Genomic DNA, 17,119 nt, shown 5'->3' with positions numbered 1-17,119 from the left:
AAAATTCGTGTTGCTAAAGCAACCCCTGTCTCTGGCGGACTCTGCTCTACCCCTACAAAACGCAGTAACAGAAAGGGCTCCGCAAGGAGCCCTTTTCTTTGGCTGCTATCAGGGGATCAGCAGGCTGGAACCGCTGGTGCTGCGGCTTTCCAGCACCTGGTGCGCACGCTGGGCGTCGGCCAGCGCGAATTTCTGCTCGTCTCTCACTTCCACCCGAATGGCGCCGCTGCCGATCAGCGAGAACAGCTCATTGCTGGCGTACTGCAGCTCGGCGCGGTTGGTGATGTAACCGTTAAGGGAAGGGCGGGTGACGTACAGCGAGCCCTTCTGATTCAGCAGCGCCAGATCGACTCCCGTCACCGGGCCGGAGGCGTTGCCGAAGCTGACCATCAGGCCGCGCCGCTTCAGGCTGTTGAGCGAGGCCTGCCAGGTGCTTTGCCCCACCGAATCGTACACCACGCCAACCTTCTCGCCGTGCGTCAGCTCGGCCACCCGCTGGGCGATATCCTCTTTGTGGTAGTTGATGGTGGCCCAGGCGCCGGCCTGTTTCGCCAGCGCGGCCTTCTCGTCGGAGCCGACGCTGCCGATCAGGCGCGCGCCCAGCGCTTTGGCCCATTGGCAGGCGATCAGCCCAACCCCGCCGGCGGCGGCATGGAACAGGAACACTTCACCCGGTTGCACGTCGTGGGTCTGGCGCAGCAGGTAATGCACCGTCAGCCCTTTCAGGAAAGAAGCGGCGCCCTGCTCAAAGCTGAGGTTGTGCGGCAGCAGCGCCACTTTTTCTTCCGGCACATTGTGGACTTCGCTGTAGGCGCCGAGCGACGACTGCGCATACACCACCCGGTCGCCCGGTTTGATCGCGCTGACCCCGGCGCCGACCTTGACCACCACGCCGGCCGCCTCGGTGCCGAGGCCGCTCGGCAGGCTGGGCGGCGCGTACAGCCCGCTGCGCACATAGGTGTCGATGTAGTTGATGCCGATCGCCTTGTTCTCGATCTGCACTTCGCCGGCGGCGGGATCGAGCGGTGTAAAATCAACGTATTGCAAGACTTCCGGCCCGCCGGTGGCGGAAAACTGAATGCGCTTGGCCATATCGTTACCTCGTTTGAGTGTCTGATTTCACCCTATTCTTTTTAGTATCGGAGATCCAGTTCACCCGTGCGGGATTCAATACCTTTTTTGCATCGGTTATGACGCAAAAATCACGTATACTCTCGCGTCAAGATCCTTCATTCGCAACCGGATAAAGACTACGTTTCATGGCAGGAAAAAAACCAACCAACAAAACAAACGCGGACGAAACCAGAGAGCGTTCCAGAGATCGTCAGATGGAAGGGCTGAAGATGCCGCCGCACTCGCTGGAGGCCGAGCAGTCGGTGTTGGGCGGTTTGATGCTGGATAACGAGCGTTGGGACAACGTGGCGGAGCGTGTGGTCGCCAACGACTTCTTCAGCCGCCCGCATCGCCTGATCTTTACCGAGATGCAGCGTCTGCTGGAGATGAGCAAGCCTATCGACCTCATCACCCTGTCTGAATCGCTCGAACAGAAGGGCGAGCTGGACTCGGTCGGCGGCTTCGCCTACCTGGCCGAGCTGTCGAAAAACACCCCGAGCGCCGCCAACATCGGCGCCTACGCCGACATCGTGCGCGAGCGCGCGGTGGTACGCGAAATGATCTCGGTGGCTAACGAGATCGCCGACGCCGGCTACGATCCGCAGGGGCGCAGCAGCGAAGACCTGCTCGATCTGGCGGAATCCCGCGTATTCCAAATCGCCGAGAACCGCGCCAGCAAAGACGAAGGCCCGAAGGGCATCGAACGCATCCTGGAAGACACCGTGTCGCGTATCGAGCAGCTGTATCAGCAGCCGCACGACGGCGTGACCGGGGTCGATACCGGTTATCAGGACCTCAACAAGAAAACCGCGGGCATGCAAAAGTCCGATCTGATCATCGTCGCCGCCCGTCCATCGATGGGGAAAACCACCTTCGCCATGAACCTGTGCGAGAACGCCGCGATGACCCAGGAAAAACCGGTGCTGATCTTCAGCCTGGAGATGCCCGGCGAGCAGATCATGATGCGTATGCTGGCGTCGCTGTCGCGCGTGGATCAGACGCGCATCCGTACCGGCCAGCTCGACGATGAGGACTGGGCGCGCATTTCCAGCACCATGGGCATCCTGCTGGAGAAGCGCAACATGTACATCGACGACTCCTCCGGCCTGACGCCGACCGAAGTGCGCTCGCGCGCGCGGCGTATTTTCCGCGAGCACGACGGGCTTAGCCTGATCATGATCGACTACCTGCAGCTGATGCGCGTGCCGGCCCTGTCCGACAACCGTACGCTGGAGATCGCCGAGATTTCGCGCTCGCTGAAGGCGCTGGCGAAAGAGCTGCAGGTGCCGGTGGTGGCGCTGTCGCAGTTGAACCGCAGCCTGGAGCAGCGCGCCGACAAACGCCCGGTCAACTCCGATCTGCGTGAATCCGGCTCTATCGAGCAGGATGCCGACCTGATTATGTTCATCTATCGTGATGAGGTGTATCACGAGAACAGCGATCTGAAAGGGATCGCGGAAATTATTATCGGTAAGCAGCGTAACGGCCCGATCGGCACCGTGCGCCTTACCTTTAACGGCCAGTGGTCGCGTTTCGATAACTACGCGGGGCCACAATACGATGACGAATAATCAGCTAAGGAACTGAAATGAAAGCGGCAACCGCTGTAATCGACCGCCGCGCTCTGCGACATAATCTGCAACAGGTGCGCCGCCAGGCGCCGCAAAGCCGCCTGATTGCCGTTGTGAAAGCAAACGCTTATGGACATGGCCTGCTGGAAACAGCACATACCCTGCAAGACGCCGACTGCTACGGCGTGGCGCGCATCGGCGAGGCGCTGATGCTGCGCTCCGGCGGCATCGTCAAACCGATCCTGCTGCTGGAAGGCTTCTTCAGCGCCGAAGACCTGCCGGTGCTGGTGGCGAACAACATCGAAACCGCGGTGCACAGCATCGAACAGCTCGAAGCGCTGGAGCAGGCCGAGCTGGCGCGTCCGGTGCCGGTGTGGATGAAGCTCGATACCGGCATGCATCGGCTGGGGGTGCGCCCCGAGCAGGCGGAGGCGTTTTATCAGCGCCTGTGCGCCTGCCGCAACGTGGCGCAGCCAGTCAATATCATGAGCCACTTCAGCCGCGCCGATGAGCCGGAGTCCGACGCCACCCTGAAACAGATCGCCTGCTTCGAGCAGTTCGCGCGTGGCAAACCGGGCCAGCGCTCGGTCGCCGCCTCCGGCGGCACGCTGCTGTGGCCGGACGCCCACAACGAGTGGGTGCGTCCCGGCATCATTCTGTACGGCGTCTCGCCGCTGGATAACGGCAGCGGCGCCGGGCATGGCCTGCTGCCGGCGATGACCCTGAAATCCAGCCTGATCGCGGTGCGCGAGCACCAGGCCGGCGAAGCGGTGGGCTATGGCGGCACCTGGATCAGCCCGCGCGATACTCGTCTTGGCGTGGTGGCGATGGGGTACGGCGACGGTTACCCGCGCAGCGCGCCGACCGGCACGCCGATCCTGATTAACGGCCGCGAAGTGCCGATCGTCGGCCGGGTATCGATGGACATGATTTCGGTCGATCTCGGGCCGGACGCCGCCGATAAGGTGGGGGATGAAGCAGTGCTGTGGGGGCCGGCGTTGCCGGTCGAGCGTATCGCCGCCTGTACCGGCATCAGCGCTTATGAACTGATCACCAAGCTCACGCAGCGCGTGGCGATGGAATACATCGGCGACTGATGCGCCGCAGGGGCCGACGCGCGTCGGCCCCGTTTCTCAGCGCGTTACTTCTTTACCGCCAACCACTTGTCGATAATTTTCTGATACTCGCCGGTCGCCTTGGCCAGGTGCAGCCACTGATCCACATACAGTTTCCAGCTCAGATCGTCGCGCGGCAGCATGTAAGCCTTCTCGCCGTACTGCATCGGCTTGGTCGGATTCACCGCGCACAGCTTCGGATAACGCTTCTGCTGATACAGTGCCTCGGAGGCGTCGGTGATCATCACGTCCGCCTTGCGATCCACCAGCTGCTGGAAAATGCTCATGTTGTCGTGCGTCAGCGTCAGCTTGGCTTTTGGCAGATAGGCGTGCACGAAGGCTTCGTTGGTGCCGCCCGCCGGTTCCAGCAGGCGCACCGACGGTTTGTTGATCTGTTCTATCGTGCGGTATTTCTTCACGTCGGTGCAGCGCACCAGCGGAATTTTGCCGTCGGTATCCAGCTTGTCGGCGAAGAACACCTGTTTTTGTCGCTCCAGCGTGACGGAGATGCCGCCCATGGCGATGTCGCACTTGCCGGAGACGAAGTCCGGCGTCAGGGTTTTCCAGCTGGTTTTCACCCACTTCACCTTGGCGCCCAGGCTCTTCGCCAGCGATTCCGCCATGTCGATATCGATGCCTTCATAGCCGCCGTCTTCCTTGAGGAAGGTGTAGGGCTTGTAGTCGCCGGTGGTGCAGACCTCCAGGGTCTTTTGCTGCAGCACTTTGTCCAGGTGGGATTGTGCGCCGGCGCTGCCGGCGGCGAGCAGCAGCGCGAGAGGGAGTAACTTTTTCATCTGGCGTCCTTTTTATACATTCGTGGTTTTATGCGTTACTTCGCCGTTAATTGTCGTTTGCCTGCATGAGTTAGCCGTTTTTTATGCCGCTTACCGGAGAAAACGCCGGGCGTTGCTGCTGTACGCGATTTAAGCGCCAGGGTGTGACGTCGGCAACGGTAAAAAAACTGGTAGGCTGTAACGTCAACATTTATTAACACAGTTTACAGGTGGCTATGTACAACATTGACGATTTTGATATGAAAATCCTGACGCTGTTACAGGCCAACGGCCGTCTGACCAATCAGGAGCTGAGCGAGCTGGTGGGGCTCTCCGCCTCCCAATGTTCGCGGCGGCGCATCAGCCTGGAGCAGGCGCAGCTGATCCGCGGTTACCACGCGCGGCTGGCGCCAGAGGCGGTCGGCCTGGGGCTGGTGGGGCTGATCGAAGTCAGCCTGATCACGCACGCGCAGGAGCAGATCGACAGCTTTCATCAGATGCTGGAGGAAGTGGACGCGATCCTGGACGCTTACAAGACCACCGGCGACGCCGATTACCTGCTCAAAGTGGCGGTGGCGGACCTGCCGGCGCTGAGCGAATTCATCAGCCAGACGCTGTCGCCGCACAAAAGCGTGGCGCATATCAAAACGGCGGTGGTGCTCAATCGCATCAAGGAAAACGGTTTATTGCCGGTGGCGAGATAAAGCTAAAACCGAATGCGCTTTTCCGTCTATATTAGGAACGTAACGCTGTGCCCAAAACCACAATAAACCAGGAGAAAAACCCCGTGTTCCAGAACGTTGACGCCTATGCCGGCGATCCCATTCTGTCGCTGATGGAAAAATTCAAACAAGACCCGCGCGCGCACAAGGTGAACCTGAGCATCGGCCTGTACTACGATGCGCAGGGCATCATTCCGCAGATGCGGGCGGTCGCCGCGGCGCAAGCGCAGTTGAACAGCGTCGAGCATGGCGCCTCGGTATACCTGCCGATGGAAGGGCTGCAGTCTTACCGTTCCGCCATCCAGCAGCTGCTGTTCGGCGCGCAGCACCCGATGTTGCAGCAGGGGCGCATCGCCACCATTCAGACCGTCGGCGGTTCCGGCGCGTTGAAAGTGGGCGCCGACTTCCTGAAAAGCTATTTCCCGGATTCGCAGGTGTGGGTCAGCGATCCGACCTGGGAAAACCACGTCGCCATCTTCAGCGGCGCCGGTTTTAAAGTGAATACCTATCCGTATTTCGACAGCGAAAGCCTGGGCGTGAAGTTCGACGCCATGCTCGCCGCGCTGAAACAGCTGCCGAAGCACAGCATCGCGCTGCTGCACCCATGCTGCCACAACCCGACCGGTTCCGACCTGACCCCCGCCCAGTGGGATGAAGTGGTCAAGGTGATCGCCGAACGTGAAATCATTCCGTTCCTCGACATCGCCTATCAGGGCTTCGGCGGCGGCATGGAGCAGGACGCCTACGCCATTCGCGCCATCGCGGCGGCCGGTTTGCCGTGCCTGGTGAGCAACTCGTTCTCGAAGATCTTCTCGCTGTACGGCGAGCGCGTCGGCGGCCTGTCGGTGGTGTGCGAAAGCGAAGAGGCGGCCGGGCGCGTGCTGGGCCAGCTGAAGGCCACCGTGCGCCGCAACTACTCAAGCCCGCCGAACTTCGGCGCGCAGCTGGTGGCCAAGGTGCTGAACGACGCCCAGCTCAAAACCCAGTGGCTGGACGAGGTGGAGAGCATGCGCAGCCGCATTCTCGAGATGCGTCACGCGCTGGTGGACACCCTGAAGAGCGCGCTGCCGCAGCGCAACTTTGATTACCTGTTGGCGCAGCGCGGCATGTTCAGCTACACCGGCTTCAGCGCGGCGCAGGTCGATCGCTTGCGTGAAGAGTTCGGCGTCTACCTGATCCACAGCGGCCGCATGTGCGTGGCCGGCCTGAACCACAACAACGTGCGTCAGGTGGCCGAGGCGTTTGCCGCGGTGCAGTAACGCCTGTTAGTCTGAACGGACGTTGATCGGGAGCGATAGCGATATCGCTCCTTTTTTATTGCCGGCGCGCCGCCGAAGTTGCCGCAAACCGGAGAGAGAATATACTGATTGAGGGGCGCTCACTCATGTGGCATCAGCAAACGCTAATCCTCAGCGCAAAAGCGCGTGGCTTTCATCTGGTTACCGACGAGATAGTCAACCAGTTAACCCACTTACACCGCCTGCAAACCGGCCTGCTGCATCTGTTGCTGCAGCACACCTCGGCCTCGCTGACGCTCAACGAGAACTGCGATCCCACGGTGCGAGCCGATATGGAGCAGCATTTCCTGCGTCAGGTGCCGGAAAACGCACCCTATCAGCATGACTACGAAGGGCCGGACGACATGCCGGCGCACATCAAATCCTCGCTGCTGGGCGCTTCCTTGACGCTGCCCGTCAGGCACGGGCGGCTGATGTTGGGCACATGGCAGGGCATCTGGCTGGGAGAGCACCGCATCCACGGCGGAGCACGCCGTATTGTGGCCACGTTACAGGGGGAATAACCCAATGAATAACAGCGCATTGCTGGAGTACTGCATGGCGAAGCCGGGCGCGGAGCAGAGCGACCAGAACCAGTGGCAGGCCAGCCAGATCAAGGTGGGCGACGTGATGTTCGCCATGGTGTGCGAGGTCGAAGGGCGGCCGGCGCTGGCGGTCAAGTCCAGCCCGGAGCTGGCGGAAAGCCTGCGTGAACACCATCCGGAGATCGTCGCCTGCGACGGTCTGAACAAGGCGCACTGGAATACGGTGTTTCTCGACGGCAATCTGCCGAACTCGCAGTTTTACACGCTGATCGACAGCTCCTATCAGCTGGTGGTGGACGGCCTGCCCGAACACGTGCGCCAGGAACTGCGTGCCTGATTGCCGGGCGGCGGCGCCGCCCGTTTTTCTTCTGTTTTTTTCATGTTAAAGCGTGATCGCGACCTGGGTTTGGGAACGTTCCCTTTTTATTGCGGCACTAAAACAGCTACGCTTGGGCATTCAAGACACGCGGATGAAGGAGGCCGACATGGCCATGAGCGAAGAAAAGCGCAAGATGATCGCCGGGGAACTGTACGACGCCGGCGATGAACTGCTGCGCAGCGAACGCCGGCGCGCACGCCAGCTAACGCATCGCTATAACTACTCTTCGCCGGAAGAGGGCGAGCTGCGCAAACAATGGCTGGGTGAGTTGCTGGGCCGCTATCAGGGCGGCACCATCGAGCCGACCTTCCGCTGCGACTACGGCTATAACATCTATCTCGGCAAGAACTTCTATGCCAACTTCGACTGCGTGATCCTCGACGTATGCGAGGTGCATATCGGCGACAACTGCCTGCTGGCGCCGGGCGTGCATATCTATACCGCCACCCATCCGCTGGACGCCGAGACTCGCGTCGGCGGGGCGGAGTTCGGTAAGAGTGTCAGGATTGGCGACAACGTGTGGATCGGCGGGCGCGCGGTGATCAATCCGGGAGTGACCATCGGCGATAATGCGGTCGTGGCCTCCGGCGCGGTGGTGACCAAAGACGTGCCGGCCAATTGCGTGGTGGGCGGCAACCCGGCCAGGATCATCAAGCAGCTATAAAAAAACGGGCGCCGCCGGGCGCCCGCCGTCATCAGGCGCGCAGCGAGTCGATATCCACCACGAAGCGGTACTTCACGTCGCTTTTCAGCATGCGTTCATAGGCCTCATTAATTTGCTGCATCGGGATCAGCTCGATATCCGACGTGATGCCGTGCTGCCCGCAGAAGTCCAGCATCTCTTGCGTTTCCGCGATGCCGCCGATCAGCGAACCGGCGATGCGGCGGCGCTTCATGATCAGGTTGAACACCTGCGGTGACGGATGATCGTGCTCCGGCGCGCCGACCAGCGTCAGGGTGCCGTCGCGGCGCAGCAAGTTGAGAAACGGGTTCAGATCGTGCTGAGCCGCTACCGTGTTGAGGATGAAGTCGAAGCTGTTGACGTGCTGCGCCATCTCATCCGGGTTGCGCGAAATCACCACTTCATGGGCGCCGAGGCGCTTGGCGTCTTCGATTTTCGACGGCGAGGTGGTGAACAGCACCACATGCGCGCCCATCGCCCGCGCCAGTTTGACGCCCATGTGCCCCAGCCCGCCGAGCCCGACGATGCCGACCTTTTTGCCTGGCCCCGCGCCCCACTGGCGCAGCGGCGAATAGGTGGTGATGCCGGCGCACAGCAGCGGCGCGACGCCGGCCGGATCGAGGTTTTCCGGCACGCGCAGCACGAAGTCCTGATCCACCACCAGATTGGTGGAGTAGCCGCCGTAGGTCACGGCGCCGGTGTGGCGATCCTGGCCGTTATAGGTGCCGGTAAAGCCGTTCTCGCAATACTGTTCCAGCCCCTCATCGCAGCTCGGGCAGCTGCGGCAGGAATCCACCATGCAACCGACGCCGACCAGATCGCCGATCCGGTAACGCGAGACATGGTCGCCGACGGCGCTAACGCGGCCGACGATTTCGTGGCCCGGCACCACCGGGTAAATCGTATTGCTCCATTCATTGCGCGCCTGGTGCAGATCCGAGTGGCAGACGCCGCAGAACAACACCTGAATTTGCACATCGTGGTCGCGCAGGGCGCGCGGCTGGTAATCGAAAGGCACCAGCGCAGACTTCGCGTCATGCGCGGCATAGGCATGGGTAATGTTCATGGTCGCTCCAGTTATCAATGTAGGGGGGACAACGTTTGACCGGCAGCGAAGTGCCGGCGAGACGCGGCCTGAATCAGACAGGGCGGCCGCCGAGGGAACATTGATGATAGAAGCGGTGAGCGCGGAGGGAAATGCCTGAAAATGTCGAAATCTTGCCTGTTTCTGTTCGATTGCGGGGAAACGGGGCAGCGTGCGGACCGCCTGAACGACGGCCCGCACGCCGGCGACATTACTGGTTCAACAGCGGCTTCAGGAAGCGTGCGGTGTGCGATTGCTCGCAGTCGGCGACCGTTTCCGGCGTGCCGGCGACCAGGATCTCGCCACCGCCGCTGCCGCCTTCCGGCCCCAGATCGACGATCCAGTCGGCGGTCTTGATCACATCCAGGTTATGCTCGATGACCACGATGGTGTTGCCCTGATCGCGCAGCTGATGCAGCACCGCCAGCAGCTGTTGGATATCGGCGAAGTGCAGACCGGTGGTCGGTTCGTCGAGGATATACAGCGTTTGGCCGGTGCCGCGCTTCGACAGTTCGCGCGCCAGCTTGACGCGCTGCGCTTCACCGCCGGAGAGCGTGGTGGCCGACTGGCCGAGGCGGATGTAGGACAGGCCGACATCCATCAGGGTCTGCAGCTTGCGCGCCAGCGCCGGCACCGCGTCGAAGAAATCGCGCGCTTCTTCGATGGTCATCTCCAGCACTTCGTGGATGCTCTTGCCCTTGTACTTCACTTCCAGCGTTTCGCGGTTATAACGTTTGCCCTTGCACTGGTCGCACGGCACGTAGATGTCCGGCAGGAAGTGCATCTCGACCTTGATCACCCCGTCGCCCTGGCAGGCTTCACAGCGCCCGCCCTTGACGTTGAAGCTGAAGCGGCCCGGCGTGTAACCGCGGCTGCGCGATTCCGGCACGCCGGCGAACAGCTCGCGCACCGGGGTGAAGATACCGGTGTAGGTGGCCGGGTTGGAGCGCGGTGTGCGGCCGATCGGGCTCTGATCGATGTCGATCACCTTGTCGAAATGTTCCAGGCCGGTCACTTCGCGGAACGGCGCCGGTTCGGCGATGGTGGCGCCGTTGAGCTGGCGCTGGGCGATCGGGAACAGCGTATCGTTGATCAGCGTCGATTTGCCGGAGCCGGACACGCCGGTGATGCAGGTAAACAGACCGACCGGCAGCGTCAGCGTCACGTCTTTCAGGTTGTTGCCGCGCGCGCCGCTCAGCTTCAGCACCTTGGTCGGATCGGCCTGCACGCGCTGCGCGGGGATGGCGATCTCGCGCTTGCCACTGAGGAACTGGCCGGTCAGCGATTCCGGCTGCGCCATGATGTCGTCGACGGTGCCTTCCGCCACCACCTGGCCGCCGTGTACGCCGGCGCCGGGGCCGATGTCGATCACGTGATCGGCGGCGCGGATGGCGTCTTCGTCATGCTCCACCACGATCACCGTGTTGCCGAGGTTGCGCAGGTGGATCAGCGTTTCCAGCAGGCGCTCGTTGTCGCGCTGGTGCAGGCCGATCGACGGCTCATCCAGCACGTACATCACGCCCACCAGGCCGGCGCCAATCTGGCTGGCGAGGCGGATACGCTGCGCTTCGCCGCCGGAGAGCGTTTCCGCCGAGCGAGACAGTGACAGGTAGTTCAGGCCGACGTTCACCAGGAATTTCAGGCGGTCGCCGATCTCTTTCAGCACTTTCTCGGCGATTTTGGCGCGCTGGCCGCTGAGCTTCATGTTCTGGAAGAAGGTCATCGCATGGCCGATGCTCAGATCGGAGATCTCCGGCAGCGTGGTGTCTTCGACAAACACGTTGCGCGCTTCTTCACGCAGGCGAGTGCCGTGGCACGAGGCGCACGGCCGGTTGCTGATGAACTTCGCCAGCTCTTCGCGCACCGCGCTGGACTCGGTCTCTTTATAGCGGCGCTCCATGTTGTGCAGCACGCCTTCGAACGGATGGCGGCGCACGGTGGTATCACCGCGATCGTTGATGTATTTGAACTCGATCGACTCTTTGCCGGAGCCGCTCAGCACCGCCTTCTGCACGTTGGCGCTCAGGGTGTTGAATGGCGCTTCGACGTCGAACTCATAGTGCTCCGCCAGCGAGCGCAGCATCTGGAAGTAATAGAAGTTGCGGCGATCCCAGCCGCGGATCGCGCCGCCGGCCAGCGACAGCTCGGGGTTTTGCACCACGCGATCCGGATCGAAGAACTGCTGCACGCCCAGGCCGTCGCAGGTCGGGCAGGCGCCGGCCGGGTTGTTGAAGGAAAACAGGCGCGGTTCCAGCTCGCGCATGCTGTAGCCGCAGATCGGGCAGGCGAAGTTGGCGGAGAACAGCAGCTCGTCCGCTTTTTCGTCGTCCATATCCGCCACCACCGCGGTGCCGCCGGACAGCTCCAGCGCGGTTTCGAACGATTCGGCCAGGCGCTGCGCCATGTCGTCGCGCACCTTGAAGCGATCGACCACCACTTCGATGGTGTGTTTCTTCTGCAGCTCCAGCTTCGGCGGATCGGACAGATCGCACACTTCGCCGTCGATGCGCGCGCGGATATAGCCCTGGGCGGCCAGGTTTTCCAGCGTTTTGGTGTGCTCGCCCTTGCGGTCTTTCACCACCGGCGCCAGCAGCATCAGGCGCTTGCCTTCCGGCTGGCTCAGCACGTTGTCGACCATCTGGCTGACGGTCTGCGCCGCCAGCGGCACATGGTGATCCGGGCAGCGCGGCTCGCCGACGCGGGCGAACAGCAGGCGCAGGTAGTCATGGATCTCGGTAATGGTGCCGACCGTGGAGCGCGGGTTGTGCGAGGTGGATTTCTGCTCGATGGAGATCGCCGGCGACAGGCCTTCGATATGATCGACGTCCGGTTTTTCCATCAGCGACAGGAACTGGCGCGCATAGGCAGAGAGTGATTCGACATAACGCCGCTGCCCTTCGGCATACAGCGTATCGAAAGCCAGCGAAGACTTGCCGGAACCGGACAGGCCGGTGACGACGATCAGTTTGTCACGCGGGATGATCAGGTTGATGTTTTTCAGATTATGGGTTCGAGCACCACGAACTTCGATATTGTCCATTTACACTTCCCGTCTTGATGATACACCGCGCCTGTCGCGATTTTTGCGGGGGATTTTGTGATGGATCTCGCAAAAAACCGGCACAGCCAGGTCGAAACGCATAATTATGACACAAAAAAACCTGAATGAATATCCAGTATGCGAATGCAACAAGGTCGATCGAAAAGACAATTCTGGAATGCAATTCGCACTTATCAACACGGGTGTGGTTTCGTACTCAGCGTGGTAAACTGACGCGTTTATACTGTGTAGAAATCAATCATCGGGAGAAGTGCTCATGGCCAGCAGAGGCGTAAACAAAGTAATTCTGGTCGGGAATCTGGGTCAGGATCCAGAAGTCCGTTACATGCCGAACGGCGGCGCAGTGGCCAACATTACCCTGGCGACCTCCGAAAGCTGGCGTGACAAGGCGACCGGCGAACAGAAAGAGAAGACCGAGTGGCACCGCGTTGTGCTGTTCGGCAAACTGGCCGAAGTGGCGGGTGAATACCTGCGTAAAGGCTCTCAGGTCTACATCGAAGGCTCCCTGCAGACCCGTAAATGGCAGGATCAGAGCGGCCAGGATCGCTACACCACCGAGATCGTGGTTAACGTCGGCGGCACCATGCAGATGCTGGGCGGCCGTCAGGGCGGCGGTGCACCGGCCGGTCAATCTGCCGGCGGCCAGGGCGGTTGGGGCCAGCCTCAGCAGCCACAGGGCGGCAACCAGTTCAGCGGCGGCCAGCAGCAGTCTCGCCCGGCGCAGAACAGCGCACCGGCGACCAGCAACGAACCACCAATGGATTTCGACGACGATATCCCGTTCTAAGCCTGGCAACAGCGCTAAAAAAACCCCGCTCAGGCGGGGTTTTTTGTGTTCGTTAGCCGCTGATTTTCTGCGGCGGTGTCGCCAATCAGTAAATTGCTACCGGGTTGATATTGACCTGGGTTGAACCGACATACAGCGGTTGCCCCAGCACGAACAGGAATTCCCAGGTTTTCGTGCGCACCAGCGGGCGGCTGTCGATCAGCTCCAGGTTATAGACGCCGCGTTTGGCCAGCAGGTACTGGTTGACCGGGAACTCTTCGTCATTTTTCGGGTTAGGGTAAACTTCGGAGGCCCAGGTATCACCGCCGAAGGCCACGATGCCTTGGTCGGCCAACCATTTCGCCGCTTCCATGCCGATGCCCGGTTCAACTTCCAGGAACTTTTTATTGTCTTTGCCAATCAGCTCCAGCCAGCCGGTATTGAACAAGACAACGTCGCCTTTGCGTAAACTGATGCCCTGCTTTTTAAGCACCGCTTGAATATCCGCAACGGAAAATTCGGTGCCGCCCGGAACGATCGCTTTATTATAATAAGCCGTCATATCGAGTACGACGCCGCGTGTGACCATGGGCGGCACTTTTTCCACGCCCAATTTTTTCACGCCATCTACGGTGACGAAATCCGCCGCCTTATTGCCGTTATAATAAACATTGTCGATGCCGATATGGCCAATGCCATTCAACTGAGTGCCGACGCCGGTCCAGGCATTCACCAATTCATCATTAAAGGTGAATTTATTTGGGCCAAGCGTTTTACCATCCTGCTGACCAGGCTGAATATTATATAAGCGGAAGCTGCGGTGGCGGAACGCCGGGAAATCTTTATCGACGGGCACCGCCAATGGCAATGTCTTGCCTTGTTTTACCAACTGCACGGACTGTAATACGACCTCAGGCGTGAGCAGGTTGGCCGCGCCGATTTCGTCTTTTGCGCCGTAAACGGAAGGATACCAGTCTGACGACTGCGCGGCGGATTCTGCGGCGTGCGTGGGCACTGCGGCCAGCAAGGGCAGCAAGAGGGAGAGGCGATACAATGATTTCATCAGTGACTCATCCTTATAACGGAGTATTGCAGGGCGAATGAAAGTGAGCCTCCGGAAATTGGCGGCGTGAGGCCGCCGAATAATAACCGGTGAGGGAACGGCTCATTTTTTCTGTGTACTGGGTACGCTAGCGTAATTTTTAAAAAGGCGCCCGGCGATGATTTCCTTAATCATGCGGTAATGAATAACGCCGTATGCACGGCGTTATTCACTAAACGCATTATTTTTTCAGTTCTGCACTCATGGTGACGAAATTGCCCATGTAGGCGCTGGTAATTTTGTAGCCGCTTGCGCCGGCTTCTTGCGCTTTTTTAGCGATGAGGGCTTCGGTGGAATCCAGTGTTCTGCCGGTTGCGGTCACGCTTTCTGCCGCGGCGTTAAACGACAGCATGGAAAACAGAGCGAGTGAAATAACGGTGGTCATGGTTTTCATATCTTTATCCTGTGTTCGAAGGTTCGAAAAATAAGGGTGTCCGGTACGACACGATGGAGCGAAGGATAAAGACGTCGGCCTGGTGAATAAATAACAGAATCGTCAATAAACTATTCCATTTTTGCGCATAAACTAATTCTATTATTGTCTTTCAAGGCCGAATATGCCGTGCGAGGTGAGAAGCGCTCGTCGGGGAGCGAATGAAAAAAAAGCCCCTTGCGGGGCTTTGAGCGCTACGCCGAGAAGCCGCCGTCGATGCTCAGACTAGCGCCGGTGATATAACCCGCCTGCGGGCCCGCCAGGTAGGCGACGAAACCGGCGATTTCTTCATCTTTGCCGTAACGGCCGATCGCCATCAGCTGCTTGAGCTGATCGGCGAACTCGCCGGCGTCCGGGTTCATTTCGGTGTCCACCGGGCCGGGCTGCACGTTATTGACGGTGATGCCGCGTGGGCCGAGATCGCGCGCCATGCCCTTGGTCAACCCGACCAGCGCCGATTTGCTCATCGCGTACACCGCCGCGCCGCCGAACGGTACGCGCTCGGCGTTGGTGCTGCCGATGTGGATGATACGGCCGCCGTCGTTCATGTGGCGCGCCGCCTCCTGGCTGGCGACGAATACGCTGCGTACGTTGACCGCCAGCATGCGATCCAGGTCGTCCAGCGCCAGTTCCTCGGTGCCGCCCAGCGTAAATACCCCGGCGTTGTTCACCAGAATATCCAAGTTGCCGAAGTGACTCACCGCCTGGCGAACCGCCTGCTGCAACGCCGCAGCATCGGCGCTGTCGGCCTTGATGGCGAGGGCTTTGCCGCCGGCGGCGGTAACGGCGCTCGCCACCGCTTCGGCGCGATCTGCCGAGGCGGCGTAGGTAAAGGCGACGGCGGCGCCCTCGCTCGCCAAGCGTTTCACGATGGCGGCGCCGATGCCGCGGGAACCGCCCTGAACGAATGCGACTTTGCCTTGCAGTGGGAGTGCTGTGGTCATGTTATTTCTCCAGAGTGGATGAGGGTAAAGTGTCGGCATTCAGTATCGGAGATCGCTTGCACGGCCACTAGCCACAAAGAGCTATAATCAGTTAAAACCATTAGTTTAAAATCCATAAGGAAAAAGCATGCTGGGACATCTGGAGTGCTTCGTCAGCAGCGCGGAAAACGGCAGTTTCTCCGCCGCCGGCCGCAAGCTGGGCCTCAGCCCGGCGGCGGTAAGCAAGAATGTCACCCGGCTGGAGGCGGTGGTCGGCGTGCGGCTGTTTCAACGCAATACCCGCAAGTTGATCCTCACCGAAGCAGGCGAGCGTTTTCTCAGTGAGGTGAGCGGCGGGTTGCAATCGATCCAGTGTGCATTGAAGGGGTTGAGCAGCGGCGGCGGCGCGGCGGCCGGCGGCTTGAAGGTCAGCATGGGCACCGCCTTCGGCCTGCACTTCGTGTTGCCGATGCTGCCGATGTTTTTGACGCAGTACCCGGCGATTGTACCGGACTGGCATTTCGACAATCGCCAGGTGGATCTGATCGGTGAGAACTTTGACGCTGCGCTGGGCGGCGGCATCGAGTTGGCGCAGGGGATGATTGCTCGCGAGCTGGCGCCTGCGCATGGCGTATTGGTCGCTTCGGCAGAATACTTGCGGCAGCGGCCGCCGTTGACGGAACCGGAGCAACTGGCGCAACACGCCGGGATTTTCATCCGTTCGCCGCAGACCGGGCGCATTCGCCACCAGCCGCTGCGAAATGCCCAGAATGAGCAGCGTGCGCCGGGGATGACGGTCAGCATGACGGTCAATGAACCGGAAGCGGCGGCGCGGGCGGCGGAAATGGGATTGGGCATCGCGCTGATCGGCATGCCGAATGCGGCGCCTTATCTGGAAAACGGCCGTCTGGTGCGGGTTCTGCCGGGCTGGTATGTCGATCGCGGCAGCGTGTATCTCTATTTTCCCACCACCAAATTCTTACCGACCAAAACCCGGGTGTTTGTCGATTTCATCACCGAACAGTTCCGCCTGCAGAAGTTGGCGGCGCGCTTCGACGCCCGCTAAAACGAGAAAAGCCCCTTGCGGGGCTTCTTTCTTCCGTCGGTTGGCTGTCCGACGATCAGTTGAAGATTTCTGCGGTGCCGTACAGTTTGTTCTGACCACCGGCGGCGACGATGCGGTAGGCGCTGGCGCCCGACGCGGCGGCTTTGCTGGCCAGTTCGCTTTCCAGCGCGCTCAGGTTAGCGGCGCCGCTCACGGTGACGACGCCGATCTTCTGGGCGTCTGCAGCAGGTTGGCTGGAAGGCAGGTCAGCGGCGAAGGTAGCGAAAGAAGCGGTAGCCAGCAGCGCAGCGGTTGCAAAAATTTTGACGTTTTTCATGATACGTTCCTCAGAGTGTTTGTTAGGTGAGAGCCCGTTGTCTCTCGATGTGTTAAATACTAGTGCACCGGATGTGAATAAAAAATCGGAGAGTTTTGAGTATCTCTGTCAAATAAATTGATTATTTTTCATCCGCTGGCGCGGGGCAACAATCGCCACTACCCTTTACAGACGATCCTTAACCGGAGAAG

General features: G+C 60.4%; 17 protein-coding genes. 9 read left to right on the top strand and 8 right to left on the bottom strand.

Going from position 1 to position 17,119, the window contains the following annotated elements:
- Nucleotides 1-108: 108 nt before the first annotated feature.
- Nucleotides 109-1,092: a quinone oxidoreductase gene (locus tag ACJ8QF_RS17765; protein ID WP_004936764.1), complete on the bottom strand. Its 984-nt coding sequence runs from the start codon at nt 1,090-1,092 to the stop codon at nt 109-111.
- A 167-nt stretch (nt 1,093-1,259) separates the two neighbouring features.
- On the opposite strand from ACJ8QF_RS17765, the gene dnaB reads away from it, so the two are divergent.
- Together dnaB and alr are read left to right on the top strand one after the other, a co-directional pair.
- Nucleotides 1,260-2,684, top strand: coding sequence for a replicative DNA helicase (gene dnaB, locus ACJ8QF_RS17760; RefSeq protein WP_025160134.1), 1,425 nt, complete (start codon nt 1,260-1,262; stop codon nt 2,682-2,684).
- 17 nt (nt 2,685-2,701) lie between these two features.
- Nucleotides 2,702-3,781, top strand: a complete 1,080-nt coding sequence (gene alr, locus ACJ8QF_RS17755) for an alanine racemase (RefSeq protein ID WP_197753610.1) — start codon at nt 2,702-2,704, stop codon at nt 3,779-3,781.
- A gap of 44 nt (nt 3,782-3,825) precedes the next feature.
- Here alr and ACJ8QF_RS17750 read toward each other — a convergent pair whose 3' ends face one another.
- The gene (locus tag ACJ8QF_RS17750) at nt 3,826-4,593 is read right to left on the bottom strand and encodes a transporter substrate-binding domain-containing protein (protein ID WP_015379217.1); all 768 of its coding nucleotides are present in this window, start codon (nt 4,591-4,593) and stop codon (nt 3,826-3,828) included.
- 215 nt (nt 4,594-4,808) lie between these two features.
- Here ACJ8QF_RS17750 and ACJ8QF_RS17745 point away from each other — a divergent pair, with 215 nt between their 5' ends.
- The 5 genes from ACJ8QF_RS17745 to maa all read left to right on the top strand — a co-directional run bounded on the left by ACJ8QF_RS17745 (nt 4,809) and on the right by maa (nt 8,159).
- Nucleotides 4,809-5,276 carry an Lrp/AsnC family transcriptional regulator gene (locus ACJ8QF_RS17745; protein ID WP_004936775.1) on the top strand — a complete coding sequence of 156 codons (468 nt, stop codon included), beginning with the start codon at nt 4,809-4,811 and terminating at the stop codon, nt 5,274-5,276.
- An 83-nt stretch (nt 5,277-5,359) separates the two neighbouring features.
- The gene (locus tag ACJ8QF_RS17740) at nt 5,360-6,553 is read left to right on the top strand and encodes an amino acid aminotransferase (RefSeq protein WP_286093623.1); all 1,194 of its coding nucleotides are present in this window, start codon (nt 5,360-5,362) and stop codon (nt 6,551-6,553) included.
- Nucleotides 6,554-6,678: 125 nt separating this feature from the next.
- Nucleotides 6,679-7,095 carry a secondary thiamine-phosphate synthase enzyme YjbQ gene (locus tag ACJ8QF_RS17735; protein ID WP_004936779.1) on the top strand — a complete coding sequence of 139 codons (417 nt, stop codon included), beginning with the start codon at nt 6,679-6,681 and terminating at the stop codon, nt 7,093-7,095.
- A 4-nt stretch (nt 7,096-7,099) separates the two neighbouring features.
- Nucleotides 7,100-7,453: an MmcQ/YjbR family DNA-binding protein gene (locus ACJ8QF_RS17730; RefSeq protein ID WP_004936783.1), complete on the top strand. Its 354-nt coding sequence runs from the start codon at nt 7,100-7,102 to the stop codon at nt 7,451-7,453.
- 148 nt (nt 7,454-7,601) lie between these two features.
- Nucleotides 7,602-8,159, top strand: a complete 558-nt coding sequence (gene maa / locus ACJ8QF_RS17725; RefSeq protein WP_131165453.1) for a maltose O-acetyltransferase — start codon at nt 7,602-7,604, stop codon at nt 8,157-8,159.
- 31 nt (nt 8,160-8,190) lie between these two features.
- Here the strand turns inward: maa and ACJ8QF_RS17720 are convergent, their stop codons facing one another.
- Both ACJ8QF_RS17720 and uvrA read right to left on the bottom strand, forming a co-directional pair.
- Nucleotides 8,191-9,243: an NAD(P)-dependent alcohol dehydrogenase gene (locus tag ACJ8QF_RS17720; protein WP_004936787.1), complete on the bottom strand. Its 1,053-nt coding sequence runs from the start codon at nt 9,241-9,243 to the stop codon at nt 8,191-8,193.
- 229 nt (nt 9,244-9,472) lie between these two features.
- Nucleotides 9,473-12,301: an excinuclease ABC subunit UvrA gene (gene uvrA, locus ACJ8QF_RS17715; RefSeq protein WP_265261114.1), complete on the bottom strand. Its 2,829-nt coding sequence runs from the start codon at nt 12,299-12,301 to the stop codon at nt 9,473-9,475.
- A gap of 277 nt (nt 12,302-12,578) precedes the next feature.
- Here uvrA and ssb1 point away from each other — a divergent pair, with 277 nt between their 5' ends.
- Entirely contained in the window at nt 12,579-13,109 is a 531-nt protein-coding gene (ssb1, locus tag ACJ8QF_RS17710; protein WP_004936793.1) for a single-stranded DNA-binding protein SSB1, read from the top strand.
- A gap of 85 nt (nt 13,110-13,194) precedes the next feature.
- Here the strand turns inward: ssb1 and ACJ8QF_RS17705 are convergent, their stop codons facing one another.
- From ACJ8QF_RS17705 to ACJ8QF_RS17695, 3 genes are all read right to left on the bottom strand, one after another.
- Nucleotides 13,195-14,151: a cyclase family protein gene (locus tag ACJ8QF_RS17705; protein ID WP_049189118.1), complete on the bottom strand. Its 957-nt coding sequence runs from the start codon at nt 14,149-14,151 to the stop codon at nt 13,195-13,197.
- Between the two features lie 220 nt (nt 14,152-14,371).
- Entirely contained in the window at nt 14,372-14,584 is a 213-nt protein-coding gene (locus tag ACJ8QF_RS17700) for a DUF1471 domain-containing protein (protein WP_004936800.1), read from the bottom strand.
- A gap of 233 nt (nt 14,585-14,817) precedes the next feature.
- The gene (locus ACJ8QF_RS17695; RefSeq protein WP_004936803.1) at nt 14,818-15,567 is read right to left on the bottom strand and encodes a 3-oxoacyl-ACP reductase family protein; all 750 of its coding nucleotides are present in this window, start codon (nt 15,565-15,567) and stop codon (nt 14,818-14,820) included.
- 127 nt (nt 15,568-15,694) lie between these two features.
- Between ACJ8QF_RS17695 and ACJ8QF_RS17690 the strand changes: the two genes are divergently transcribed.
- A complete protein-coding gene (locus tag ACJ8QF_RS17690; RefSeq protein ID WP_286093622.1) occupies nt 15,695-16,612 on the top strand; it encodes a LysR family transcriptional regulator in 918 nt (305 codons plus the stop codon).
- Nucleotides 16,613-16,667: 55 nt separating this feature from the next.
- Here ACJ8QF_RS17690 and bhsA read toward each other — a convergent pair whose 3' ends face one another.
- Nucleotides 16,668-16,928, bottom strand: coding sequence for a multiple stress resistance protein BhsA (gene bhsA, locus ACJ8QF_RS17685; protein ID WP_004936809.1), 261 nt, complete (start codon nt 16,926-16,928; stop codon nt 16,668-16,670).
- Nucleotides 16,929-17,119: the final 191 nt, after the last annotated feature.

Origin of the sequence: Serratia sp. CY81684 (genome assembly GCF_052166595.1) — a bacterium.
Classification (GTDB): Bacteria; Pseudomonadota; Gammaproteobacteria; order Enterobacterales; family Enterobacteriaceae; genus Serratia; species Serratia nematodiphila.
This window is presented reverse-complemented; position numbering and strand designations above follow the sequence as displayed.

What these genes read in the sequence shown, in the direction of transcription:
- ACJ8QF_RS17765 (WP_004936764.1), bottom strand. Translation starts at nt 1,092, where the DNA reads ATGGCCAAGCGCATTCAGTTTTCCGCCACCGGCGGGCCGGAAGTCTTG.
- dnaB (WP_025160134.1), top strand. Translation starts at nt 1,260, where the DNA reads ATGGCAGGAAAAAAACCAACCAACAAAACAAACGCGGACGAAACCAGA.
- alr (WP_197753610.1), top strand. Translation starts at nt 2,702, where the DNA reads ATGAAAGCGGCAACCGCTGTAATCGACCGCCGCGCTCTGCGACATAAT.
- ACJ8QF_RS17750 (WP_015379217.1), bottom strand. Translation starts at nt 4,593, where the DNA reads ATGAAAAAGTTACTCCCTCTCGCGCTGCTGCTCGCCGCCGGCAGCGCC.
- ACJ8QF_RS17745 (WP_004936775.1), top strand. Translation starts at nt 4,809, where the DNA reads ATGTACAACATTGACGATTTTGATATGAAAATCCTGACGCTGTTACAG.
- ACJ8QF_RS17735 (WP_004936779.1), top strand. Translation starts at nt 6,679, where the DNA reads ATGTGGCATCAGCAAACGCTAATCCTCAGCGCAAAAGCGCGTGGCTTT.
- ACJ8QF_RS17730 (WP_004936783.1), top strand. Translation starts at nt 7,100, where the DNA reads ATGAATAACAGCGCATTGCTGGAGTACTGCATGGCGAAGCCGGGCGCG.
- maa (WP_131165453.1), top strand. Translation starts at nt 7,602, where the DNA reads ATGGCCATGAGCGAAGAAAAGCGCAAGATGATCGCCGGGGAACTGTAC.
- ACJ8QF_RS17720 (WP_004936787.1), bottom strand. Translation starts at nt 9,243, where the DNA reads ATGAACATTACCCATGCCTATGCCGCGCATGACGCGAAGTCTGCGCTG.
- uvrA (WP_265261114.1), bottom strand. Translation starts at nt 12,301, where the DNA reads ATGGACAATATCGAAGTTCGTGGTGCTCGAACCCATAATCTGAAAAAC.
- ssb1 (WP_004936793.1), top strand. Translation starts at nt 12,579, where the DNA reads ATGGCCAGCAGAGGCGTAAACAAAGTAATTCTGGTCGGGAATCTGGGT.
- ACJ8QF_RS17705 (WP_049189118.1), bottom strand. Translation starts at nt 14,151, where the DNA reads ATGAAATCATTGTATCGCCTCTCCCTCTTGCTGCCCTTGCTGGCCGCA.
- ACJ8QF_RS17700 (WP_004936800.1), bottom strand. Translation starts at nt 14,584, where the DNA reads ATGAAAACCATGACCACCGTTATTTCACTCGCTCTGTTTTCCATGCTG.
- ACJ8QF_RS17695 (WP_004936803.1), bottom strand. Translation starts at nt 15,567, where the DNA reads ATGACCACAGCACTCCCACTGCAAGGCAAAGTCGCATTCGTTCAGGGC.
- ACJ8QF_RS17690 (WP_286093622.1), top strand. Translation starts at nt 15,695, where the DNA reads ATGCTGGGACATCTGGAGTGCTTCGTCAGCAGCGCGGAAAACGGCAGT.
- bhsA (WP_004936809.1), bottom strand. Translation starts at nt 16,928, where the DNA reads ATGAAAAACGTCAAAATTTTTGCAACCGCTGCGCTGCTGGCTACCGCT.